18 protein-coding genes are annotated in these 23,320 nt (G+C 66.0%); 16 read left to right on the top strand and 2 right to left on the bottom strand.

The window, feature by feature from the left end:
* Nucleotides 1-190: 190 nt before the first annotated feature.
* The 11 genes from RN01_RS32175 (at nt 191) to RN01_RS32225 (ending at nt 11,929) form a co-directional block, all read left to right on the top strand.
* Nucleotides 191-1,021 carry a response regulator transcription factor gene (locus RN01_RS32175; protein WP_017511676.1) on the top strand — a complete coding sequence of 277 codons (831 nt, stop codon included), beginning with the start codon at nt 191-193 and terminating at the stop codon, nt 1,019-1,021.
* Nucleotides 1,022-1,178: 157 nt separating this feature from the next.
* Entirely contained in the window at nt 1,179-1,772 is a 594-nt protein-coding gene (locus RN01_RS32180; RefSeq protein ID WP_017511675.1) for a response regulator transcription factor, read from the top strand.
* Between the two features lie 95 nt (nt 1,773-1,867).
* Complete coding sequence (locus RN01_RS32185; protein WP_017511674.1) at nt 1,868-2,146, top strand: hypothetical protein; 279 nt, start codon at nt 1,868-1,870, stop codon at nt 2,144-2,146.
* 352 nt (nt 2,147-2,498) lie between these two features.
* Nucleotides 2,499-3,179, top strand: a complete 681-nt coding sequence (locus RN01_RS32190; RefSeq protein ID WP_011518043.1) for a phosphatase PAP2 family protein — start codon at nt 2,499-2,501, stop codon at nt 3,177-3,179.
* Between the two features lie 112 nt (nt 3,180-3,291).
* Entirely contained in the window at nt 3,292-4,698 is a 1,407-nt protein-coding gene (locus RN01_RS32195) for an undecaprenyl-phosphate glucose phosphotransferase (protein ID WP_017511673.1), read from the top strand.
* A gap of 125 nt (nt 4,699-4,823) precedes the next feature.
* The gene (locus RN01_RS32200; RefSeq protein ID WP_008650026.1) at nt 4,824-5,075 is read left to right on the top strand and encodes an acyl carrier protein; all 252 of its coding nucleotides are present in this window, start codon (nt 4,824-4,826) and stop codon (nt 5,073-5,075) included.
* On the top strand, nt 5,072-6,274 hold the full coding sequence (locus RN01_RS32205; RefSeq protein ID WP_024570611.1) for an acyl-CoA dehydrogenase family protein: 1,203 nt from the start codon (nt 5,072-5,074) through the stop codon (nt 6,272-6,274). The genes RN01_RS32200 and RN01_RS32205 overlap by 4 nt, the downstream gene beginning before the upstream one ends.
* A gap of 11 nt (nt 6,275-6,285) precedes the next feature.
* Nucleotides 6,286-7,251, top strand: coding sequence for an amino acid--[acyl-carrier-protein] ligase (locus tag RN01_RS32210; RefSeq protein WP_017511671.1), 966 nt, complete (start codon nt 6,286-6,288; stop codon nt 7,249-7,251).
* Nucleotides 7,252-8,235, top strand: coding sequence for a DUF1839 family protein (locus RN01_RS32215; protein ID WP_011518048.1), 984 nt, complete (start codon nt 7,252-7,254; stop codon nt 8,233-8,235).
* Entirely contained in the window at nt 8,232-10,802 is a 2,571-nt protein-coding gene (locus RN01_RS32220) for a glycoside hydrolase family 2 protein (RefSeq protein WP_017511670.1), read from the top strand. The genes RN01_RS32215 and RN01_RS32220 overlap by 4 nt, the downstream gene beginning before the upstream one ends.
* 398 nt (nt 10,803-11,200) lie before the next feature.
* Nucleotides 11,201-11,929: a Crp/Fnr family transcriptional regulator gene (locus tag RN01_RS32225; protein ID WP_008650019.1), complete on the top strand. Its 729-nt coding sequence runs from the start codon at nt 11,201-11,203 to the stop codon at nt 11,927-11,929.
* Between the two features lie 80 nt (nt 11,930-12,009).
* Here the strand turns inward: RN01_RS32225 and RN01_RS32230 are convergent, their stop codons facing one another.
* Entirely contained in the window at nt 12,010-13,062 is a 1,053-nt protein-coding gene (locus RN01_RS32230; protein WP_017511669.1) for a DUF1839 family protein, read from the bottom strand.
* Nucleotides 13,063-13,436: 374 nt separating this feature from the next.
* Here RN01_RS32230 and RN01_RS32235 point away from each other — a divergent pair, with 374 nt between their 5' ends.
* The 4 genes from RN01_RS32235 (at nt 13,437) to RN01_RS32250 (ending at nt 20,948) form a co-directional block, all read left to right on the top strand.
* Nucleotides 13,437-14,933, top strand: a complete 1,497-nt coding sequence (locus RN01_RS32235) for a mannose-1-phosphate guanylyltransferase/mannose-6-phosphate isomerase (protein ID WP_029700474.1) — start codon at nt 13,437-13,439, stop codon at nt 14,931-14,933.
* A gap of 70 nt (nt 14,934-15,003) precedes the next feature.
* Nucleotides 15,004-17,337 carry a polysaccharide biosynthesis tyrosine autokinase gene (locus tag RN01_RS32240; protein WP_035836201.1) on the top strand — a complete coding sequence of 778 codons (2,334 nt, stop codon included), beginning with the start codon at nt 15,004-15,006 and terminating at the stop codon, nt 17,335-17,337.
* Nucleotides 17,338-17,444: 107 nt separating this feature from the next.
* The gene (locus RN01_RS32245) at nt 17,445-19,286 is read left to right on the top strand and encodes an alpha/beta fold hydrolase (protein WP_024570609.1); all 1,842 of its coding nucleotides are present in this window, start codon (nt 17,445-17,447) and stop codon (nt 19,284-19,286) included.
* Nucleotides 19,287-19,337: 51 nt separating this feature from the next.
* The gene (locus RN01_RS32250) at nt 19,338-20,948 is read left to right on the top strand and encodes a hypothetical protein (protein ID WP_017510953.1); all 1,611 of its coding nucleotides are present in this window, start codon (nt 19,338-19,340) and stop codon (nt 20,946-20,948) included.
* Between the two features lie 20 nt (nt 20,949-20,968).
* On the opposite strand, the gene RN01_RS32255 is transcribed toward RN01_RS32250, so the two are convergent.
* Nucleotides 20,969-21,814 (bottom strand): SDR family oxidoreductase, encoded by an 846-nt coding sequence (locus RN01_RS32255; protein ID WP_017510952.1) that lies wholly within the window; start codon nt 21,812-21,814, stop codon nt 20,969-20,971.
* A 164-nt stretch (nt 21,815-21,978) separates the two neighbouring features.
* Here RN01_RS32255 and RN01_RS32260 point away from each other — a divergent pair, with 164 nt between their 5' ends.
* Nucleotides 21,979-23,181: a glycosyltransferase family 87 protein gene (locus RN01_RS32260; protein ID WP_017510951.1), complete on the top strand. Its 1,203-nt coding sequence runs from the start codon at nt 21,979-21,981 to the stop codon at nt 23,179-23,181.
* The last annotated feature ends 139 nt before the right edge of the window (nt 23,182-23,320 follow it).

The following is a 23,320-nucleotide window of genomic DNA, read 5'->3' on the forward strand; positions in this document are numbered from 1 at the left end:
CGGGGCGGTCAGGCATCCTCCAAGGGAGGGCCGGTTTGACGGCGGCGGGCCAGGACGGGAAGCTGCTGTAGGCTCAGGAGGCTATACCCGATCGTATGGAAGTGCAGCCACGCTACAAGTGGAGCGCCTCCAATCAGCGCGTTGCAGAAGCGAACGCTTCCCGCGGCGCGCCAAGAAGAAGTGAGCAGTCATGGCCACCATCCTCTTGTTCGAGCCACACCCCTTGTTGCGTCTCGGACTGCACCACCTTTTGTCTCAGGCGCACGTCCCCGGCGATCTCGTCGACCTCGACCCCACCACGCTGCACGCCCCCGAGCCGTGGGTGCATCATGCCGATCTGCTGATTATCGGGATGCCCGCCGACAGTGGCGCGGGCTGGCCGATACTGGCTGAGTTGTGTCTGCGTCTGCAACCGCTGCGCGTGCTGGTGCTGGCCGATCACCTGCTGGCGCCGATGCCGGAAGGCGGCTTGCCCGAAAAGGTGCGCGGTCTGCTGGCCAAGACCTGTTCTTCCGAGGCGCTGGAAGCCGCGATCCGGCTCGTGCTGGCCGGCGGCGAGTGTTTCCCGTCGCATGCACCTGCCCATCGTATCCACGAATCGCTCGCGGACGCCTTGCCCGTGGAGTTGTCGAGGCTCGTCGCCACGCCAGTTGTGGTGCCGCTGCACGGCGCCGACGCCGCAGCACCCGCGCACGCGGACACCCACGCGGTGCCGACTGAAACGCCGACAGCGGGCGCGCACCTGCTCAACATCACCGAGCGCCAGTACGAAGTGCTGGCCCTGCTGGCGCGTGGCTATCCGATCAAGACGGTCAGCCGCCTGCTCAATATCTCGGTGGCCACGGCGAAGACCCACGCCTGCACGCTCTATCAGCGCCTGCATGTGCGCAACAAGGGCGAGGCCGTGTACGTCGCGCTCCAGCGCGGCGCATCGTTGAACTGGCCCGGCCCGACGCCGGCCCGGCCGACCCATATCCCGATGTCATCCCTGAGCGCGCAGCACGCCTGCGAGGCAGCCTGAGCATCGGTTGCCCGCACCGGGCGCGCGCGCCCTCGGATCGTCCAGTTTCCGCCTTTCGCCGGCCTGCCCTCATCCAAAAGCATGAGGCGGCCGCAGGTGGTCGTTGCTACCTTGAAATGAGCCGACCACCGCATACCAGGCATCCCGCCAGCGCAACATGCTGCGCGACGATGTCGACGAGATGCTCATTAGTACTTCGATGACGACCTACCTGATCGCCAGAAACGAAATGATGTGCCGCATCCTCGCGCGGCGCATGGAATCGCAGGACGTACCGCAGCCGGTGCGATGGCATTGCCCGGAATGGTTGCCCAACGGCGCCACAGCGCGCGTGTCGCTGCACACGATCGACAATCCCGATGAAGCCGAGCCCCTGCCACCTGGCGGCGTGGATCTGGTCGTGGTCGACTGTAGCGCCGAGGATGACCCCTACGAACTGCTCGATCGCGTGCACGCGCAGCTGGCACCGCGCCGCTGGCTTGTCCTGTCCGATGCGCTCGATGCCGCGCTGATCGGCCACGCCGCGAAGCTCGGCGCCGGCGGTTGCCAGGCGGTGCCCGCGCCGGTGGACCTTGTGTGCGCTGCCGCCGCGCTGGTATGGGCGGGCGGGCATTGCTTTCCGCGCGAAGCGTTGACGATGCCGCGCGCGAGGCCCGTGCCGCCGCCAGCAACCCTGGCGGATATCTCGTCCACGCCGGTACTACCACCCCACGCAAGGGTATATCCAGAGGGATCTCCTGCGATCGGATGAGGGCAGGCGCGGGTCGATGCGACTATGCTGGATGTGCTCGTGATCAGAAGCCGGTGAGATGACAGGCCGGCCGCACGGGGGAAGAAGGGGGTCGTATGGATCGCAGTCTGGATATCCTGGCCGTGCATGGCTTCGCCGTGCGCGAGGGCCGGGGCAAGTGGGCATGTTGCTATGAGATACGGCTCGCCATCGTAGGCGGGCCGTTGTTGTATCGGGGAGAGCTGCACGGACGGAGCTTTGCCACCGAGGAGGCTGCCATCATCGCCGCAGTCGAAATCGGCGAGCGCGAGGCCGACCGGCACATCGATGCCGCGCGCGCCATGATCGTCGCGCTGGCGCGCGTCACCGACGGCGCTCACCACGAAATGACCTGAACCCGGTCGCGGGGCGCTACGCCCACGGTCACGCCGGTCGGCGCGCCAAAAAAGAAGCCCGCCGACCGGGGGACCATGCGGGCTTTGAAATGGACGCTCGCGTGCGCGAACGCCCATTACTCACGAACATATCGAATCGCGCGGCGACACTCCATCAACCAGAAGACTCAGGGTGACGTGCGCGCCTGCGCGGCATCTCATCCTCGGGGGCGGAGAGCGTCGCCCATCTCATGCTTCGGGATGGAGACCCTGGCGTGCCCTTGCGCACAGAGAGGATGGATATGGACTGCTACGCTGCGGCATCCCAAGCAATTGGCAATCCGTACGTTGAACCGTACGAGGTCCACGTGTCATGAGTCGTTGGCAACTCGTTTCCTTCTTCGGCGAATCGGCATTCCTGCTGCCGTGCGCCGTGTTCCTGTATGCGTGGCTGCGCTGGCATGGCGCCAACGCCGTCGCGCGTCACTGGCTGATCGCGTTCTCGCTGACGGCCTGCCTCGTGCTGGTGTCGAAGCTGGCCTTCATGGGCTGGGGCATCGGCAGCGCCGCGCTCAACTTCACGGGCTTCTCCGGCCACGCGATGATGGCTGCGTCGATCCTGCCCGTGTTCGCATGTCTTGCCGTGCCGTCACGCTATCGAACCCTGAGCCTGCTGGCTGCCGTGGCCGGCGTGTTGCTGGCACTCGCCGTCGGCATGTCCCGGCTGGCGCTGCACGCGCATTCGATGTCCGAGGTGGTGAGCGGACTGGCGCTCGGATTCTGCGTCAGCCTGCCATTCATCATGCGTCACGAGGTGCCGCACGGCCCGGTTGCGATGCTGCTGGCATCCGGTGTGCTGGCCACAGTGCTCGTGCTGCCGGTGAGTGGCGTGGCGGGCGTGACGCACATCTGGGTGCAGGGCATCGCCACCTTTCTTTCTGGCCGTGACCGACCCTACGAGCGTGGCGAGTGGGCCTGGCAAGCGGACTGCCGCGTCTGCCAGATCAACGTCGCCGCACGGCCGGATTGCGCGACCCGGCGTTGCGCCTGCTGACGCGATCCAGGTCGCAGGCGCTTGAGGGGTTTGTGCGCCTGCCAACAGACGACGCGCCATGCGTGCGCAACCATGACTGCACTTGGTTTCCCGCGAGGGCTTTGGGGCGGTCATGGCGTCGGAATGGAATGTTGCCGCCGAGCGGCACTCTGCACTTCACTATCTCTATCGGCTCGGCGATGCGGTACTGATCGCGGTATGCGGCATCGCCATGGGCGCGCTGTATTTCCATGACGGCATCAGGAGCGCGGCACCTGTCAACGGGTTCCTGACGATGCTGTGCGCGCTCGGCGCGCTGCTGATCTTTCCAGCCTTCGGCATCTACGAATCATGGCGCGGCCGCAGTCGTGCCGTGCTGGGGTTGCGCATTGCCGCCGCATGGACCGTGGTGTTCATCTCTGGCCTGCTCGGCGCGTTCCTGATCCACCAGATCGGGGCGGTCTCACGCGTCTGGTCGATGGGCTGGTTCATTGGCACGGGCGTGATGCTGGCGCTGTCGCGGGTCGTGATGTTCCGGATGCTGGCCAACGTGCGCCAGCATGGCATCAACGCCAAGCGCGTGCTGATCTTCGGCTACGGCCCGCTGGGCCGCGAAATGTACGATCGCGTGCAGCACTTCCGCGATGCCGGCTATCGCGTCGTGGGCGTGTATGACGAGGAGTCCGACGCGATTCCGTACGAAGTGACCTCGCTGCGCCGGATCGAGGAAGTCAGCAGCTTCGTGCGCGACCAGGGCGTGCGCGAGATCTGGCTGACGCTGCCGATGGCTGCTTGCCGTGATCTGTCCGGCGTGGTGCGCCAGTTCCGCAATGAAATGATCGACATCCGCTGGGTGCCCGACGTGTCGTCCGTCGAGCTGCTGGGCCACCGCTTCAGCGAGTTCATGGGTCTGCCCGTCATCGACCTGAACAGTCCGCCCGTCTCGGGCATCACGGGGGTGGTCAAGGCCAGCTTCGATCGCGTGTTTTCGCTCGGCGTGCTGGTCTGCCTGAGCCCATTGCTGTTGCTGATAGCCGCGATGGTCAAGCTGTCGTCGCCCGGTCCCGTGCTGTTCCGGCAGCAGCGGCTGGGCATCGACGGCCAGCCTTTCAATGTGTACAAGTTCCGCACCATGCGCCAGCACCAGGACGGCGGTGGCGTGACCCAGGCCGTGCGCGGTGATCCGCGCGTGACCCGCGTCGGCGCGTTCCTGCGCCGCACCAGCCTCGACGAGTTGCCGCAGTTCATCAACGTGCTGCGCGGCGAGATGTCAGTGGTCGGCCCGCGTCCGCACGCGATGGAGCATAACGAGCTCTACAAGGAACTGATCGACCGCTACATGCTGCGCCACCGCGTGAAGCCCGGCATCACCGGATGGGCCCAGATCAACGGTCTGCGTGGCCAGACGGACACGGTCGAGAAGATGCGCAAGCGCATCGAGTTCGACATCTATTACATCCAGCACTGGTCGTTCCAGCTCGACCTCCGGATCATCCTGCGCACCGCGCTGCATGGCTGGACCGGCACCACGGCCTACTGAACCAACAATAAAGAGACCCACTGAGGGGTAGACGCCGCCGCGCGCTCGGTTTGGTGCGAAATCGCACCGAAACGACCACGCAAAACCCATGGAATGGAGCCCGTCAACGCAATCGGAGACTACGAATGAAAGCAACCATCCGCAATATTCTGGGCGAAGTGGCCCGGCTAGATGTACCGCTGGCCACCCTGGCTGACAACGACGATCTCTACGCGGCGGGACTCTCGTCCCTGGCCACCGTGCATGTGATGTTGGCGCTGGAAAACGCGTTCGATATCGAGATCCCGGATCAGATGCTGACGCGCCAGCTATTCCGCAGCGTTGACTCGCTGGCGGCCGCGGTGGAAGCCATTCGCCAGCAGCAGGAGGCAGCATGAACACCGGAGCGAAGGTTACGCTGGCGCACGCCAACCCCGATGCTGGCGGCGTGATGGCCAGCGATGCATTGCTGGCCGCCGCGCGCGAGGCAGCAATGGTCGCGCAGCGCTTTGCCGACGCCGTGGACCAGGAAGCGCGGTTTCCGCATGAAGCGTTCGAAGTCCTGCGCGACCAGGGCCTGCTCGGCGCGATGGTGCCGGCCGTGCTCGGCGGCAGCGGCGCATCGCTGGCCACGGTGGCCGCGATCTGCAAGGTGCTGGGCGAGACCTGTGCGTCCACCGGCATGATCTATGCGATGCACCAGATCCAGGTGGCGTGCCTGCTCGATCACGGCACCGGCAGCCCGTGGCATCAGCACCTGCTGGCGCGCATCGCCAGCGAGCAATTGCTGCTGGCGTCCGCCACGTCCGAAGAGGCGATCGGTGGCGCGCTGCGTAGCAGCGGCTGTGCCGTCAACGTGGATGGCGACCGCTTCCACCTGCTGAAGATGGCGCCGACGATTTCCTATGGCGCCCACGCCGACGGCATCCTGATTACCGCGCGCCGCAATGCGGATGCCTCCCCGTCCGATCAGGTGCTGGTCTGCGCGCTGAAGTCCGACTACACGCTGCAAGGCCTGAATGCGTGGGACACGCTCGGCATGCGAGGCACCTGCAGCAATGGCTTCCGGCTGGAAGCCACCGGACAGGTGGACCAGGTGCTGCCGGTGCCGTTCGGCGAGATCGCCGACGCCACCATGACGCCGGTCTCCCACATCCTCTGGAGCTCGCTGTGGCTCGGCATCGCCAGCGATGCCGTATCGCGCGCCAAGACCTTCTTCCAGGGACAGGCGCGCGCGCGTCCGGGCCAGTTGCCGCCGTCCGCATCGCGTGTGTCCGAAGCCGTCAGCCTGCTGCAGATGATGGAAGGCCGCGTGGATCTGGCGCTGGCGCATCAGCGCAGCCGCCATGCAGGCGCTTCGGTATCCGCCGCATTCGCGCTGGCGGCCGAGATGAACGGTCTGAAGACGGCGATGTCGACGATGGCACTGGAAGTCGTGCAGCAGGCGCTGCTGGTGTGCGGGATGGCGGGCTACAAGCATGGCACGCCGTTCAGCCTGGGACGCCACCTGCGCGATCTGTGGTCGGCACCGCTGATGATCAACAACGATCGCATTCAGACCAACACAGCGAACCTGCTGCTGGCCGATCGTTCCTGAAGGAGGCATCCATGGATGCACACACTCTTACCGAGGCACGTCCGGCCGGTGGCGCGGACCCAATGGCCGCGCAACCGCCAACGTTCCTCGAATCGCTGCTGGCAGCGGGGCTGCTGATCCAGACCGGCGTGCGTGGCCTCTACGGCCGCAGTGCGGTGTTCGAAGGCATCGCCGACGGCCTGAATGCCGCGTTCACGCGGATCGGCGCGGACCAGAACGCCGAAGTGCTGCGCTTCCCGCCAGCGATCGGCAAGGAGGATTTCGAAACCAGCGAGTACCTCAAGAGCTTTCCGCAGCTTGCCGGCACGATCCACAGCTTCTGCGGCGACGATCGTGGGCATCGACAACTGCTGGCGCGGCTCGAGGACAAGCAGGACTGGACCGATCAGCAGCAGTTCACGGGCGTTGTGATGACGCCCGCCGCCTGCTACCCGATCTATCCCGTCATCGGCAAGCGTGGCCCGCTGCCCGCCGAGGGCAAGATCGTCGACGTGATGTCGTACTGCTATCGACACGAACCATCGCTGGAGCCGACCCGGATGCAGTTGTTCCGGCAGCGCGAGTACGTCTGCCTGGGGTCCCCCGAGCGGATCGTGGCGTTCCGCGAGCTGTGGATGGAGCGTGGGCTGGCGTTCGGTCGGGCCTTGCAGCTGCCGGTGGAAGTCGACGTGGCCAATGACCCGTTCTTCGGGCGCGGCGGCAAGATCGTGGCCGACAGCCAGCGCGAGCTGAAGCTCAAGTTCGAACTGCTGATCCCGGTGAACGACGGCGCGCCGCCGACGGCCTGCATGAGCTTCAACTACCACATGGATCACTTCGGCGCGCTCTGGCATATCGGACTGCACGACGGTGGCGTCGCCCACACGGGCTGCGTCGGTTTCGGTATCGAACGGCTGGTGCTGGCGCTCCTGAAGCACCATGGACTGGACCCAGCCAAATGGCCTCAGGCAGTAAGGGAAACGCTGGGAGGCGTCTAAATGTACGGTGATGGCAAGGTGCGCACGCGCGGCGGAGCCTATGCGCTGCACGGGGGTAACCCCGTGTGGTCGCATGCCAACCGCCATATCGATCTCTGGATCGAGTTGTTGCATGGATGGGAGCTGGAGCCCATCGCCGCATTGCCATTTACGGTCACCCTCGATTTCGAGGGTGACCAGTTCACATCGCTGAACATTCCGTCAGCGGACCTCGAGCTGCTCTACGGCATCGTCAAGGACGAATTGTCGACCTACGGCAGACTCGAAACGCATGTGGCCGCGCAGACCAATCGCGGCAACGTGGTGCTGCTCGAGGTCGATAACTATCAGTTGCCGCAGTCGCCCGGCGCGTATCGGCGGCAGCACGCGCGGTCCTGCATTGCGATCGACGTGCTGGTGCCCGAGGCCACGGCCGTGGGCTATTACCATCACGACGGCTATCACACCGCGAGCGGCGACGACTACGTGTCGATCTTTCGCAGCCTTGATGGTGAGTCTTCCTGGGGCGCCGCGTCGTTTCCGCAGGCGGAGGTTGTGCGCCGCCGCTTTGCCGCGCAGGCGGAGGATGCCTTGCTGCGGGCGTCGATGGACCTGCTGCGCAGCCATCTGGCCCGCCGTCCGCGCCAGAATCCGATCAAGGCTTTCCGCGAGGCATTTCCGGCACACCTCGAGCAACTGATGTCGCGCGGCGAGCCCAACTTCCAGATCTACGCCGCGAGCGTGCTGCGCCAGCTCGGCGCCAATTTCGAGCTGATGGGCCGCTACGTGCGCTGGCTCGTGATGAACGGAAAGGTGGTGCCAGATACGGTGGCCGAAGCCTGCTACACGATGGCGTCGGAAGCCATGGTGATGCAGTTCCGCCTGATGCGCGCCGTGATCAGCCACAAGCCCGACGGATGCCAGGATTGCCTGGCGCAGCTCGAGGCAGCATACCAGGGCACCGTGCCGGCATTGGCCGCGTGCTTCGGGGAGACCGTCTCATGACTGCGCGCGATCCGGAGCCGGCTCTGCTGCCGGTATTGCGCCCGGGTGTAGCCGTGGGCGATGCGCGGCTTGAAGGCGACTGGACCCTGCTGGAAACCTTCGCGAACGCGGTCGCGCACCCGGGCGAACTCGATGATGGCGGTCACTGGCTGCCGGCACCGGTGCCGGGTACCGTCGCGAGCGCCTTGCGTGCCGCAGGCCGCTGGGATGAGGCTGCGCCGCCGCCACTGCATCAGCATGACTACTGGTACAAGCTTCGATTCCAGGGCGACGGACGCCGGCTGCTGCGCTTCAATGGTCTGGCGACATTGGCCGAGGTCTGGTTCAACGGCACGAAGGTGCTGACCGTGCGGCACATGTTCACCGCCCACCAGGTGGAAGTGGAACTGGCCGGCGACAACGTGCTGCACCTTTGCTTCCGCGCGATGCACCCGTGGCTGCGCACGCAGCGCGGGCCGGTACGCTGGAAGCCGCGCATGATCGTGCCGCCGACGCTGCGCGCGGTACGTACCACGCTGCTTGGTCATATGCCTGGCTGGTGCCCGCCCGTTCATGCGGTGGGGCCATGGCGCGACATCGAACTGCTCGACCCGATGGGCGCCGATGTCACACACGGCGTGCGCGCCGAGTTGTCGAGTCATCTGGATGGTGATGACGGCGTCGTGGTGCTTCAGTTGCACTTTCCGGGTCCGGCGCCAGAGCAGGGAACGTTCGCGGCCATCGGCCCCGACCACGCAGTGTGGCAAGGCGAACTGCGCCGCGTCGGCGGGCATACGCTTGCGGGCACGCTGCGTGTGGCGCAGGCGCAGCGCTGGTGGCCGCATACGCATGGTGAACCCGCCCTGTACCGCGTTGAGGCGAGTATCGGCGCGCATGGGATCGCGTGTGGCCATACTGGCTTCCGCACGATTACCGAGGACCGCTCCGGCGACGCCGGCGCGTTCGCGCTGCGCGTCAATGGCGAGCGCGTGTTCTGCCGTGGCGCCTGTGTGTCGAGTCACGATCTCCCGGGGCTGGCGGATACGGACGCGTCCGTGGCACGCTGGCTGCAACTCGCGCGCGATGCCGGGGCCAATATGGTTCGCGTCAGTGGCGTCACCTGCTATCCGGGAGAGGCGTTCTATCGCCAGTGCGATGCGCTCGGCCTGATGGTCTGGCAGGACTTCATGTTCGCCAACTTCGACTATGGCAGCGAGTCCAGCGCCAGCCCGGCGCTGATGGCCGATGCCGCGGGCGAAGTGGCGCAGTGGCTGACGTCCACGCGGGCGCACGCCAGTCTGGCGGTGCTGTGCGGCGGCAGCGAGGCGGAACAGCAGGCCGCGATGATGGGAACGCCGCGCAACGTGTGGCGCCAGCCATTGTTCGACGAACTGATTCCGTCGCTCGTACGCGAGCATCGACCCGACGTGATCTACGTGCGCAATTCGCCCAGCGAGGGCGCGTGGCCGTTCCAGCCCGATACGGGTGTCAGTCACTACTACGGCGTGGGCGCCTATCAGCGCCCGTTGTCCGATGCGCGGATGGCAAACGTCCGTTTCACCTCGGAATGCCTGGCCTTTGCGAACGTGCCGTGCGGGCGCACGCTTTCCGAAGCGGGACTGTTCCAACCGCTGCATGATCCGCGCTGGAAGGCACGTGTACCGCGCGACGCGGGCGCGGCGTGGGACTTCGAGGACATCCGCGATTTCTATCTGCGCGATCTGTTCGATGTCGATCCACCCCGGCTGCGCTACGAGCAACCGGAACGATACCTGGCGCTGTCGCGCGCGGTCGTGGCCGAGATCATGACGGAGGTCTTCGGCGAATGGCGCCGTGCGGGGTCCACGTGCCAGGGCGGACTGGTCTGGCAGTTGCAGGATCTGGTGCCAGGTGCCGGATGGGGCATCGTTGATGCGCGCGCGAGGCCGAAGTCCGCATGGCATGCGTTGCGCCAGGTATGGCAGCCGCTGCAGGTCATCCTGACGGATGAAGGGTTGAATGGCCTGCACGCGCACGTGATCAACGAATCCGCCACGCCGCGCACCGTATGTCTGACGCTGCGCTGCCTGCGCGATGGCGAGGCGGTGGCGGCACGGGCCGAGCAAACGCTCACATTGGCACCACGCGAGACACGCAGGCTGGCCGCGGCGGAGATGTTCGATCATTTCTTCGATTTCACCTACGCCTACCGGTTTGGCCCGCCTGCGCACGACGTGGTCATTGCCACGCTACACACAATGGATGAGGACAACGGGTTGCTCAATCAGCCACCCGGTTCGCCGCTCAGTCAGTCCGTGTACCTCCCGGATCGCCGCGCTGCTGCGCTGCGCGAGCCGGAACTGCAGGCCAGCGTGGCGCGCGAAGGCGACCAATGGTGGCTCACGGTGGGCACGCGGCGCTTCGCGCGATGGGTTCATATCGTGGACCATGCCTTGCAGCCGGAGGCCGACTGGTTCCACCTTGGCCCGGGTGAAACGCGGCGCATCCGCCTGATGCATGACGCTGGCGTCACCAGCGGCGCCAGCGCCATCCCTTCGGGCGAAGTTTCGGCACTCAATGCTTCTCGCCCGGTCAGCTACGACGGCTGATCTCAACCTCCTTCATCCCACTTCAACCTTTCCCGCCAGCCCAACGCTGGCGCGGCGGGCGCATCTGGCACCGGTTGCGCCCCGCGCGGGTGATGCCTATGCGTACACCCTGCGCCTCCACCGTTTTCCTCCATCCAACCTACCAAAGCATGACTGGCCGACCCAACCGTTCGCCTACTGTCGGTTCTGTGCGGCATAGCACTTAATAGAGCCAGCAACAACACAGCCAGTCGGGGTCGAACCCCGGCGGAGAAAACGGGTGGCGGCCCCAGGGCTGCCGGCTTGCGCCATCAATCGAATACGGGTGGAGCGGCGAAACCGGGTCACGTATCTTGGGCGCTTGGATTGGCGCGGGATGCGTTCCGAAGCCGCTTCGGGATCAGAAGGAGGAATTAGAAATGATCACGCATCGGTCGGACTTGCATGTCAATCACTTGCTCAACGCATTGCCGCGCCATGAATGGGAGGCGTTGTCGAGGCACTTCGAGCTGGTTCGCCTGCGTGCCGGCGAACTGCTGACCGACTCGGGTCAGCGTATCGTCCACGTCTATTTTCCGACCACGTCGGTGGTCTCGCTGCTGTCACTGCTGGAAGACGGGGCTACCGTCGAATTCGCGGCCGTCGGCAACGAGGGGCTGGTGGGCATTCCAGTGGTGACCGGTGGCGACACGATGCCGAGTCGCGTGGAAGTGCGCAGCCCGGGTTTCGCGTACCGGATTCCGGCCCGTGTGCTGCGTTCGGAACTGGGCCAGCTGCCCGCGCTGCAGCGCGTGACGCTGCTCTATGTGCAGGCTGTGTTGACGCAGATTGCGCAGACCGCAGCGTGCAACCGCCACCACTCGCTCAACAAGCAGCTTTGCCGCTGGTTGCTGCTGGCCATCGACCGCATGAGCACCAATGAACTGGTGATCACGCAGCAGGTCATCGCCAACATGCTCGGCGTGCGCCGCGAAGGTGTGACCGAAGCCGCCGGCAAGCTCGAGGACCTTGGACTGATCCACCATAGCCGCGGCCATATCACCGTGCTGGACCGCTGCGGCCTGGAGAAGCACTCATGCGAGTGCTACAAGCTGGTCAAGCGCGAGTACGACCGCCTGCTGCCCGCGCTGGCCGATGTGCACGCCTGATACATCGCCTCGGGATGGGGATGGAGCGGGGGAGAGGGCCGGCGCGCCAGGCGTGTCGGCCCTCTTTCACGACAAGGGGTTCAGGAATGCGCCGGATCGATGCTGCCGAACGATTGCAGCAGCCCGTCGATGACCTCCGAGTAGGCGGCCTCCAGCGTGTCCAGTGTCTCCGCGCACAGGTCTGGGCGGCCACGCGCCACGGCGCGCGCGAGCCGGAACTGCAATACCTTGCACTCCGACGCGATCGTCGCCGCGCCACGGATCGCCGATGCCGGCACGCGATAGCCGTGCTCGCCGAGCCAGGTCAGGCAGTGGCCCAGCATCTCGAAGTTCGCGCCGAGCTGGCGCGGCAGGTTGAATCCATAGTGATGAAAATACGCATCGCCACGGGCCAGCACGTTGCCGACCTGATCGCCGAACGCCTCGCGCCAGCGCGATACGGGGTTGTGCGCCGGACGCCGGCCCAGATGCCGGCGCATCTGCACGGCCACGGCATTCGCCAGCGCCGCGCCCTGCAGCGGCGTCCGCACGCGCTTGGCGCATTCGGCGTACGGAAACAGCACGTCCCCGTTGTCGCGCAGGGCAGGATCGAGCCGCAGCAACCCGCGATAGTCCTCGCCCTCGGCGGTGTAGTAGCCCACGCTGTGGTAGTACGAGAGCCGCTGGGCCGCCGTGTCGATGCGGTCGACGGCGATCGTGGTCTTCACGTGCCCGCGACGGTACGCCGTGGCGCGGGTATCGGGCAGGTAGTAGCTGTCGACTTCGACCAGCACGGTATGGCCGCGTCCGACCTGCTCGGCGACGTGTGCCTCCAGCGTGTCGTAGACGGCCATCTCCTGCACGACCGTGCCGTAAAGCTGCTCGATATCGGCCTGCGGATACTTGAAGAACGTGAAGTGGTCGCCTTCGAAGTCCTGGGTGACCGTGAACGCCAGCGCGGCGCGGGGGTCCAGTCCCCAGCCGTAGAGCAGTTCGATCCACAGGTCCATGTAGCAGTTGGTTTCCTGCCAGATCGCGTCTTCGCCGTGCAGGCCGCCCGGCCGCGTGTTCGCGGGGGCGATAGCTGCCGCAGAGTCCGCTCCGCCGCCGCAACCCGCGGGCGTCCCCAGGACAGTTTCAGTACCGCGCTCCATGTCGATTCTCCGCAAGGTTCGAATGCCTGTTGTGCTTTGCCCGCCGTGGCCGGCAAGGGCGCAATCAGCGCTATTGCAGCGACAACGCGCGCGCGCATCGGTACGCTGGGCCACAGAACGGCAAGGTGCGTGGTCTTGCCGCACGGCCCCGCCGGCGAGCGTGTGCGGAATCGAACAGAGATGACGCGGGCTGAATTTCTACACTGGCGGCATCCGTCCGGACAGCGGTCCGGAACTATCTTGCGAACCTATTTCTGCGTAGAGGCGGGGGCATGATGAGAGTGCGAAGCCGGGAGAGGAAGATCCTGCCACCTGTCATGGTGCAGGCGCAGGTAGAGGCGCCAGCGGTGTTGGCGCCGGGACGGGCAACCTCCATGCCTGTGATCCAGCCTGTGAAGCGGCCAGTGATTCAGCCGGTCATCCTTGCGGGCGGCGCCGGCACGCGGCTCTGGCCGCTGTCGCGCGAGCAGTACCCCAAACAGCTGCTCAACCTGGTGGCCAACGATACGTTGCTGGAAGCCACGGCGGCCCGCCTGGAAGGCGTTGCCGCGCGCACTGGCCGTCCGGCCGGTGTCGAGGCGCCGCAGATCGTCGTATGCGGCGAGGAGCATCGCTTCATGGTCGCCGACATGCTCAAGCGCAAGGGCAAGCGCGCGCGTATCGTTTCGGAGCCGTGCGGCCGCAATACCGCGCCCGCGCTGACCATGGCTGCGCTGCACGCGATGGCTTCGGCTGGCGAAGGTGGCGATGCCGTGCTGGTGGCCACGCCGGCTGATCACAGCGTGACCGATAGCGAAGCCTTCCGTGATGCCATTGCCGCCGCTGTACTGCACGCGGAGCGTGGCGCGATCGTCACGCTGGGCGTGCGTCCCACCGCGCCGGAAACAGGCTTCGGCTACATCCGCGCCGCCGTGCCGGTGCCGCCGGGCGGGTTCCTGATCGAGCGGTTCGTCGAGAAGCCACATCTGGAGCTGGCGCAGCACTACGTCGACTCGGGCGAGTACTGGTGGAACTGCGGCATCTTTGTCGTGCTGGCATCGGTATGGCTCAAGGCCGTGATGCAGCTCCAGCCAGAGATGCACGCCCGTTGCTGCGCGGCCTACGAGACGGGCCAGCCCAGTGATAGCGGCAAGGACGATGTGTTCCGGATCGGACAAGAGGCGTTCGACACCTGTCCGTCGGATTCGATCGACTACGCGGTGATGGAAAAGCTCGACGGGCTGCGCGGTATCCCCGGCATGCTTGTGCCGATGGATGCCGGATGGTCGGACGTGGGCTCGTGGGCGGCCATCTGGGATATCGCCACGAAGGACAACGCCGGCAATGCCGGCCGTGGCCGCGTGTTGTTCGACGGCGCGAGTTCGTGCCTGGCCCATTCGGAGGGCCGGCTGATCGCGTGCGTGGGCGTGCAGGACGTGGTGGTGGTGGAAACCGCCGATGCGGTGCTTGTGGTCGACAAGCACCACGTGCAGGACGTCAAGAACGTGGTGCAGCGGCTGCGGCAGGAGCATGGCGCGGAGATCGTCAATCACCGCAAGGTACACCGGCCGTGGGGATGCTACGACTCCATCGACCATGGCGACCGCTTCCAGGTCAAGCGGATCGTCGTCGAGCCCGGCGCGAGCCTTTCCCTGCAGATGCACTACCACCGCGCGGAGCATTGGGTCGTCGTGCGCGGCACCGCGCGGGTGACCTGCGGCGAGACCACCAGCATTCTTACCGAAAACCAGTCGACCTATATCCCGATCGGCACGCTGCATCGACTCGAGAATCCCGGCAAGACGCCGCTGGAAATCATCGAGGTGCAGTCGGGCGCGTATCTGGGGGAGGACGACATCGTCAGAGTCGAGGACAACTACGGACGCAAGTAGTCCCGCAGCCTCCGGTGCGCCATGGCCACCGGGAGCCAGCCAGGCGTCAGGGGAGTGTTACGTGAGCACCATGTCATCTGCCGGCGCGATGCCGGCGCCAGGGAGCAGCACCACGCGCAAGGGGGGGCGCCATTTGCGCGCATGGATGGACCATGCCGGCTGGATTGTCGCGGCTGGCGTCATCGGCGCCACGATTGCCGCGATGATCGGTATTTCCCGTCCCAATCTCTACGATGCCCACACGCTCGTGCAGATCTATCAGAAGGGTGACGGCTCGGGAACCACGCAACACACCGAACCGTTCGACGTGGGAATGCTGCGCAGCCGTGCCGTGGTCGGCCCGGTGGTGGAGCGCCTGCGCCTGTACATCTCCGTCGAGCCGCTGCGCGCGCCATTGCTGGGCGGCGTCGCCGCGCACTTCGCGCAGGCGGGCAAGCTCCGGGGACCGTGGCCGGAGCGGCTCGGTTACGCGTGGGGTGGCGAGCGGGTCGACATCCGCACCCTGGATGTGCCGGAGCGCCTGCTCAACGTGCCAATGACGCTCGAAGTGTTGCCTGGGGATGCCTATCGCCTGACGCTCGACGGCGAACTCGTGACCGATGGCAAGATCGGCAGCCGAGTCGAAGAGAATGGCGTGTCCATCCTGGTGTCGCGCATCGACGCGCGCGCGGGCACGCGTTTCACTGTCACACGGCACGACACGGCGCAGACGATCGATACCGTGGCGCGTGAACTGCGCATCGGCAGCGATGGCAGCGATACCAGCACGGTACGCATCGCGTGGCAGAGCAGTGACCGCACCGCGGTAGCCGCGCTGATCAACGGCATCGCCGATTCCTACATTACCGGGCAGGCCGAGACGCGCCGCGACGAAGCCGCCTCCACGCTGGCCTTCCTGAGCGGCGAACTGCCGCGCGTCAAGGACGAGCTCGAACGCGCCGAGGCGGCACTGACGCGCTACCGCTCGCGGACCGGATCGATGCAGCCGAGCCAGGACGCCCAGTCGTACCTGAACAGCAGCATCGACTACCAGAAGCAGATCGCCCAGCTCAAGCTCGACCGCACCAAGCTGCTGCAGCGCTTTACGGAAGAGTCGAACGAAGTACGGACGATGGACAGCCAGATCCAGCAGCTCACGCGGGACCGCAAGGAGCTGGATACCCGGATGCAGACGCTGTCGGTCTCCGAGCGCGAGTCCGTGGCCCTGACGCGTGACGTCAAGGTGGCCGAGGACATGTACATGTCCTTGCGCAACCGGCTCGAACAGCTCTCGCTGGCCAAGCTCGACAGCACCCGGCAGACCCGCGTGGTCGACATCGCGCTGACACCGGTCTCGCCAATCGGCGTGGGCACCGCGCCGCTCACGATGGGCGGCGGGTTGCTGGGCATCTGCCTGGCGATGTGCGTGGTCTCGGTGCGCCAGCGCATGAAGCCGGCCGTGGCCACCGCCAATGATGCCGAGGAGACGCTTGGCCTGGCCATGCTTGGCGATGTCGCGTATAGCCGCGAACAGGTGGAACTGGAGCGGCTGCTGACGGCGAAGGACCAGGATATCGGGACGATGCTGGCGCTGCAGGCGCCGGAGCCCGGGCGCCAGGTCGCGCAAGCATTGCCGCATGGGGCCGGCGATGTCGAGCCGGGCCATTGGGGTTTGCATGATCAATACCTGCTGGCCCGCAACGCGCCGCATTCGATGGCCGTGGAGGGCCTGCGCAGCGTGCGCGCGGCACTGCATTTCCTGCGTCGCGAGGGCAGCAACAAGGTGGTGGCCGTGACCAGCCCCACCGCAGGGGCGGGCAAGACGTTCGTCTCGGTCAACTTGGCTGTGCTGTTCGCCGAAGCGGGCCAGCGCGTGTTGCTCGTCGATGCCGACCTGCGCCGAGGACGGGTGTCGAGCTGGTTCGGCCAGCCGGCGGGTCCGGGTATGGCCGAAGTGCTGGCCGGCCGCGCCACGCTGGTCGACGCGGCACGGCCAACCGTCGTCAACGGGCTGTCGATCCTGCCTGCCGGCGCGCCGCCTACGAACCCGTCGGAACTGCTTATGCGTCCGGCCTTTGCCGATTGCCTGCGTGCCGGTGCGGAGCGCTTCGACCTCGTCCTGATCGATACCCCGCCCGTTCTGGCGGTGGCGGATGCCATGCTCGTCGCCAATGTCGTGGGCGCGACGCTGCTCGTGCTGCGGGCCGATTCGACACTGCCGTCGCAGGTCGAGGAAACCATCAAGCGCCTGACCCGCGCCGGGGCCAGTCTCTCGGGCGGCATCCTCAACGGCGTGATGCCGAAGCGCAGCAACCGTGTCGGCTTCGGCACCATGAATCCCTATCTCGGCATGCCCACGGTCATGCCGGCGGTTCGGCAGATTGCCCACGTCCCTGTCGTGGAAGACAAGACAACAACGAGTTGACGGGCCTGGCCCGGCGGGGTGCGTACCCGTTTCTGCGGGCGTCGGTCTGGGCGACATCGCGGAGCCGGGCTGGCGTGGGCTCCCCGTCCATTGCAACGGGAGGACCCATGAGAAGGGTCGTGTTCGAAGGCTGCGCGGGGTGGTTGCATGAGGCTGGGGGCGACACGGGTGTGGTGATGTGCGCGCCGCAAGGCCACGAGATGCTGTGGTCCCATCGCGCGTGGCGGCATCTGGCCGATGCGCTGGCGATGTCTGGTGTGCCGGTGCTGCGCTTTGACTACCGTGGCACAGGAGATTCCGCCGATCTGGAGCCCGGCGCGGACATGTTCGGCGGCGCGCTGGCGGATATCGCGGCGGCCGTCGCGGCCCTACGTAGCGAGACGCACGTCACCCGGGTGGTGCTATGCGGGCTTCGCCTGGGGGCGTCGCTCGCCGCGCTTGCCGCCGCGCGCGGGCCGGAAGTCAGCGGCGTGGTCATGCTGGCCCCCGTCGTCAACGGCCGCTTGTATCTGCGGGAGCTTCGCGCGTTGCATGCGGGCTGGCGCAACAGCACGATTCCCGAACTCGAGGTACCTCCCACGCCTGCCGGCGAGCAGGACGTGCTCAGCTTCCGCCTGTCTGCCGCGACCATCGCCGCCATCCAGGCGATGCGGCTCGATGACGTCGTGCCCGCCCGTCGCGTGCTGCTGCTCGATGCGTGGCCAGACGCAGCATCGCCAGTCGCGGCAATGGCTCGGCAACTCGGCGAGGCTGGCGTTGACGTCGACATGGCGCCGTTCGCCGAGTATCCGGAGATGATGCGTTCGACCGAGTTCGCGGATGTGCCCGTGGAGGCCTGGAAGCACGTAGCCGACTGGGTGAAATCAGGCACGGCACGCCAGCCTGAAGTGTCGGCCAGCGCGGAGGCCGCACCCGACAGCGCAAACAGCGCCAACAGCGCTGGCGACGCGCTGGCGGGCGAGGGCATGGACGGTGTCGTAGAACACCCGGTATGGCTGGACGAAGCACGGATGTTCGGCATCCTCTGCGTGCCCGCAGAGGCCAACGCCAGACAGGCAAACACGGTCGTGATCTTTCCGAACACCGGCGGCAATCATCACATCGGCGACGGCCGCATGTTCGTGGACGTCTCGCGGCAGTTGGCACGCGCAGGCACGGCGGCACTGCGGCTGGACGTCTCGGCGCTGGGCGACAGCCCTGCCCCGGCGCGCAAGATGAGCGTGTCGGCGATCTATTCGATGAAGCCCCGCGCGGACCTTGCGGCTGCTGTGGATTGGGCACGCGCGCGCGGCTATGGCGACGTCGTGGTTGCAGGCGTCTGCTCCGGCGCGTTCATGGGCCTGTATGCCGCGCTGAGCAACCCGGGCGTCAGCGGGCTGCTGCTGGTGAACCTGGTGAAGTTCCGCTGGGACGAGGTTGATGACGCGGCGGTGGGCGACCACCTGCGCTCGATGCGTGTCTATCTGGCCGCGGCACGCCAGTGGGAAACCTGGCAGCGGCTGTTCCGTGGCGAGATCAACGCGCGCCGCCTCTTGTCGGCAACGATACGCAGAGTACGGCAGCGCGTGCGCGATCATGTTTCCGCAGCCGGCGGGCGGATGCGGCGCGACGACGTGCAGCAGACCATGCCCGAGTTCGCCGCCGCCGCCGTGCGGGAACTGGACCGGCGTGGCGTGCCGACGATGTTCCTGTACGGCGCCACGGACGTGGGTTTGCATGAACTGCGACTGGGCCTGGGCAAGCACCTGGAGGCTATCCAGGGGTTGCGCAATGTCCAGTTCCGCACCTTGCCGCTGCTCGATCATTCACTGTTCCTCGACGCGAGCCGACAGGCCTTCGCCGAGCAACTGATCGAGCATCTCCGGTGGATGTCGATGGACAGCTCCGAAACGTCGGATACGCCCGAGGCAGCCATATCGTTCACGCCAGTGACCCAGCGCGCGGCGTAGACCGCGCGGGGCAGGCACCAACGCTTCCCAAACAGGAACGGGAACTCATCGATGCCCAATCTTCGACGCAGTTTTCTGACCACGCTTGGCGCCCTGACCGGCGCGGGCGTGGCCACCGCCGCCGGTGCGCGCGATCTGGGCTCTCCAGCCAACCCGAAGTCAGATGCCGCGGAGAAGGTGGTGTCCGTTGCCGACTTTCCGGGGCTGGATGGCACCGGGAGGTCGCCTTCGGATGAGGCTTTCCGCGCAGCGCTGCAAGCCGTGGCCGGCCAGGTGCATGCGCCGGCATTCGGCGAGAACCCGAACAATATCGGCGGCGCGCGAATCGTCGTGCCTCGCGGTACCTATCTGCTGACCAGGCCCGGCGTGCTGTTCAATGCCAGGCAGTTTCCCAGCCGCACATGCGGCTTCACGATCGAGGGCGATGGCCCGCCGGGCACCGTTGTCATCCTCTACAAGCCGGGCCGCGACGGCTCGGGCGCGTTGTTCAACAACCAGGACAAGGCGCTGGGCGTGCGGCTGCGCAACCTGCAATTCCACGGCATGGACGCCAGGAGCGACCTGATCACGAGCGTGAGTTCCGGCGGTGCCCAGGACTATGCCTTCGACGATTGCATGTTCACCGGAACGTGGCGCTACGGCGTTGACCTGACCGGCGACAACTGCAACAGCGAGTGGAAGTTCTGGCGCTGCACCTGGGCCGGCACGTGGGATTCGTTCCTGCACGTGGGCGAGAAAAACACGTCCGACCAGTTCCTGAACTACTGGTTCGAGCATTGCCGGTACTGGTGCTCCAGCCCGTGGATCGACATGCGCCGCGGCGGCCATATCAAGCTGACCGACTGCGATGTGAGCGGCTACGAGCCGTCGGCGCAGACGTACCTGTTCAATCTGCGCGGCAACAACCATGCAATGGGTGTCTGCTCGTTCAAGGCCCACGGTTTGCGGGTGGAGCAGAAGTCGCGCAACGCCGGCCTGATGCTGTGCGAATGGGAGCAGGGCAATGTCGGCTTTAGGGAGTGCGATTTCGGCTCGCAGGGGTTTCGCCCGTTTGCGGCCGATACCGTTTCCGCGGTGTTTTCACCGGGCAACACGGCGGGCGCGCAAGTCGTGTTCGACAATTGCCAGATCATGGGGCGCCACCAGTATGTCTCGGGCAACACGCCGGCCGCGCAGGGGCGGGCGGTCTATCGCAACTGCGATTTCGTGAACTACACCTATCCCGACGAAGCGTTGATGTTCTCGGAGGCCAACAACCTCGCTGCCAATCGCCGCGTGGTGACGCTGGAAGGCTGCCGTGGCAAGGGGGCGGCGAACGTGTATGCAGATGCTGAGATTGGCTGGCACGTGGCCGCATCGGCGGCCGTCAGGACCAAGGTCATGGCACTCAGGGTGGCGCGTGGCCAGCGTGGGTCCATGCCGACGGCGATCCTGCCGCTCAATGCGGTCGTCACGCGCGTTGTCTTCGATACCGCGGGCGACAGGGGGAGCTACGCCGTCGTGAGTGGCGATGCCACCAAACTGTCCGTATTCAAGGCAAGCGGGCCGGCCGAGGAACGGCTGCCTTTCCGCTGCAACACGCGGCAGCGCTGCACGCTGACCCTCACGCCCGGGTCGGACCCGGGCACAGAGGTTGTGGCACTGATCGAGTACGTAGGCTAGGCGGCGGTCAGCCGCCGCGTTCAAAGTTTGGCGCGACGGGCGAGCAGGTTCCAGTAGCGTACCGGGAACAGTCTTTCGAGCCATGACATCACGACTGCGTCCGAGCCGACCAGCACGCGGGCGCTACGCTTCTCGATACCGCGCACGATGATGTCGGCCGCCTTCGGCGGCGGCATCCGCAGCATTTTCTGCGAGTTCGCGAGGCGCTCCTGCATTTGCCCTTGCGGAATGTCCGCGGACACGCGCGCATTCCGGGCGATTGATGTGGCAATGCCGCCCGGGTGGACGACGGTGACGCCGACGCGGCTGTCGGCCAGTTCATGGCGCAGTGCATTGGAGAACCCGCGCACGGCGAACTTGCTGGCCGAGTAGGCACTCTGTCCCGGCGGCGAGATCAGGCCGAACAGGCTGGAGATGTTGACGATGCGGGCGTCGTCGCTGCGATGCAGCAATGGGAGGAAGGCCCGCGTCATGCGCACCACGCCATGGAAGTTGATCGCCATGACCCAGTCGAAGTCAGTCTCGCTGACCTGTTCAAAGCTGCCGGCCAGCGCCACGCCGGCATTGTTGACGAGGAGGTCGATGCGATCGTGGTGGGCCAGCACCGTTTGCGGAAAGGCCGCCACCGCGTCGCGGTCGGCCACGTCGAGGGTGTGGAGACTGACTTTCACGCTGTTCAGTTCCGGCAGCGCGGCGGTCTCGGCCAGCCCTTCCTGATTGCGGTCCGCCAGCGCCAGATGACAGCCGCGCTGCGCCAGCGCCTGCGCCACGGCGCGGCCGATCCCGCTGCCGGCGCCGGTGACGACGGCGACCTTGCCCTGGAGTTGCATCTTCGCGCCGCGGTTGTCCCGATTGGATTGCGTCATCGACTTGTCTCCCTTATATGATTTGTGCCCAGATTATGGAGTAGGGCGCGCTGGGTACCGACCCATTTCGACCGGCATCAGGGAAAACACGCCCCCGCATCGGGGCCTGCCTGCGCGATATTGGAAGAGGTAGACTCCGCGAAAGGTCATTCAGGAGGGAGCCCATGTCGTCGATGCATGAGAAGCGCCCGGGCGTACGCCGCCTGACGGTCTACGCCGGGGTGGCACTCACGATCCAGATTCTGGTCCTGGGGATATGGATCATCCGGTTCTACATTCTCGGGGACCAATCGGCCCCCATGTTCGGCATCGACTTCGCGATCTTCTGGTCCGCCGCAAAGGTTGCCGTGGAACATGGGGCGGCCTCGGTATTCTCGCCGGAGTGGATGCTGCCCATGGAACGCGCCTTGGGGCTCAGTGACTATTCGGCATGGCCGTATCCGCCCACGTTCCTGCTGGCGGTCTTGCCGTTGGGGCAACTGCCCTTTGGCGCGGCGCTGATCCTGTACTCAGTGCTCGGCCTGCTGGTCTATGGCGCCGTGCTGATGCGCATCTGTCGCGGTATCGACCGTGGGTATCTGTCGCTGCTGCTGGCGTTCCCGGGGGCTGCCATTGCCATCGGGCTTGGTCAAAACTCCCTGTTCACGCTGGCTGCTGCCGGCGCGGCGCTGGCACTGCTCGAAGTCGACGCGGCGCTTGCGGGGGTATGTATCGCCGTGCTGGCGATCAACCCGCAATTCGGCATCCTGTTTCCGCTGGCGCTCATCTGCGGCAGGCATTGGAAGGTGTTTGGCGTCTCGGCGCTTTGCACGGTCGCTTTCGTTGGCGTCAGCGTCGTGGTGCTCGGGCAGGACGCATGGCGCGCGTTTGCAGCGTTCCTGCCGCAATTCGGCACGCTGGCGGTGGAGCAAGGCGGCAACATGATGTGGCCGGGGATGCCAACCGCTTTCGCCCTAGGCCGTAGCATCGGCCTCTCTGTCAACGGCGCCTACCTGTTGCACGGCCTCGTCGCAGCACCGGCGGTTCTTGCGATGGCGTTCCTCTGGGCGCAGCGCGCCAGATTCGAGCTACGGGCGGCCTCGTTCATCCTTGCCACGTTGCTGCTGCAACCCTACGTCATGTTCTACGACCTGGCCTGGCTTATCTTGCCGATGGCCTTTCTTCTGCGCGATGGCAACAGGTTGCCGCTGTCGCCCCTGGAATGGATCGTCTTCGCCTTGGCCTGGGTGGCGCCGGCTCAGGCGCTGCTATCCGCGTATCTGCACCAGTATCTCAACGTGCTTCCCATCGTCATGATCGCCTTGCTCGTCATGCTGGTCCGGCGGCATCTGGCGATGACAGCAGCCGCGCCCGCTTATCAGCCATGACGACGCGCCAGCGGGCGCGTAGCGATGCGCGAAAAGAAAAGGGGGTATTCGGAATAGCCGGTTGATGAAGGGAACTTCTAACCGGCTTCCGAAGGCGGTGTAGTGATGTTGATGGGAGGCTCCAAGAAGCGCTCCAAGA

Origin of the sequence: Cupriavidus sp. SHE, assembly GCF_000812445.1 — a bacterium.
GTDB classification, from domain to species: Bacteria; Pseudomonadota; Gammaproteobacteria; order Burkholderiales; family Burkholderiaceae; genus Cupriavidus; species Cupriavidus metallidurans.

What these genes read in the sequence shown, in the direction of transcription:
- RN01_RS32175 (WP_017511676.1), top strand. Translation starts at nt 191, where the DNA reads ATGGCCACCATCCTCTTGTTCGAGCCACACCCCTTGTTGCGTCTCGGA.
- RN01_RS32180 (WP_017511675.1), top strand. Translation starts at nt 1,179, where the DNA reads ATGCTGCGCGACGATGTCGACGAGATGCTCATTAGTACTTCGATGACG.
- RN01_RS32185 (WP_017511674.1), top strand. Translation starts at nt 1,868, where the DNA reads ATGGATCGCAGTCTGGATATCCTGGCCGTGCATGGCTTCGCCGTGCGC.
- RN01_RS32190 (WP_011518043.1), top strand. Translation starts at nt 2,499, where the DNA reads ATGAGTCGTTGGCAACTCGTTTCCTTCTTCGGCGAATCGGCATTCCTG.
- RN01_RS32195 (WP_017511673.1), top strand. Translation starts at nt 3,292, where the DNA reads ATGGCGTCGGAATGGAATGTTGCCGCCGAGCGGCACTCTGCACTTCAC.
- RN01_RS32200 (WP_008650026.1), top strand. Translation starts at nt 4,824, where the DNA reads ATGAAAGCAACCATCCGCAATATTCTGGGCGAAGTGGCCCGGCTAGAT.
- RN01_RS32205 (WP_024570611.1), top strand. Translation starts at nt 5,072, where the DNA reads ATGAACACCGGAGCGAAGGTTACGCTGGCGCACGCCAACCCCGATGCT.
- RN01_RS32210 (WP_017511671.1), top strand. Translation starts at nt 6,286, where the DNA reads ATGGATGCACACACTCTTACCGAGGCACGTCCGGCCGGTGGCGCGGAC.
- RN01_RS32215 (WP_011518048.1), top strand. Translation starts at nt 7,252, where the DNA reads ATGTACGGTGATGGCAAGGTGCGCACGCGCGGCGGAGCCTATGCGCTG.
- RN01_RS32220 (WP_017511670.1), top strand. Translation starts at nt 8,232, where the DNA reads ATGACTGCGCGCGATCCGGAGCCGGCTCTGCTGCCGGTATTGCGCCCG.
- RN01_RS32225 (WP_008650019.1), top strand. Translation starts at nt 11,201, where the DNA reads ATGATCACGCATCGGTCGGACTTGCATGTCAATCACTTGCTCAACGCA.
- RN01_RS32230 (WP_017511669.1), bottom strand. Translation starts at nt 13,062, where the DNA reads ATGGAGCGCGGTACTGAAACTGTCCTGGGGACGCCCGCGGGTTGCGGC.
- RN01_RS32235 (WP_029700474.1), top strand. Translation starts at nt 13,437, where the DNA reads ATGCCTGTGATCCAGCCTGTGAAGCGGCCAGTGATTCAGCCGGTCATC.
- RN01_RS32240 (WP_035836201.1), top strand. Translation starts at nt 15,004, where the DNA reads ATGTCATCTGCCGGCGCGATGCCGGCGCCAGGGAGCAGCACCACGCGC.
- RN01_RS32245 (WP_024570609.1), top strand. Translation starts at nt 17,445, where the DNA reads ATGAGAAGGGTCGTGTTCGAAGGCTGCGCGGGGTGGTTGCATGAGGCT.
- RN01_RS32250 (WP_017510953.1), top strand. Translation starts at nt 19,338, where the DNA reads ATGCCCAATCTTCGACGCAGTTTTCTGACCACGCTTGGCGCCCTGACC.
- RN01_RS32255 (WP_017510952.1), bottom strand. Translation starts at nt 21,814, where the DNA reads ATGACGCAATCCAATCGGGACAACCGCGGCGCGAAGATGCAACTCCAG.
- RN01_RS32260 (WP_017510951.1), top strand. Translation starts at nt 21,979, where the DNA reads ATGTCGTCGATGCATGAGAAGCGCCCGGGCGTACGCCGCCTGACGGTC.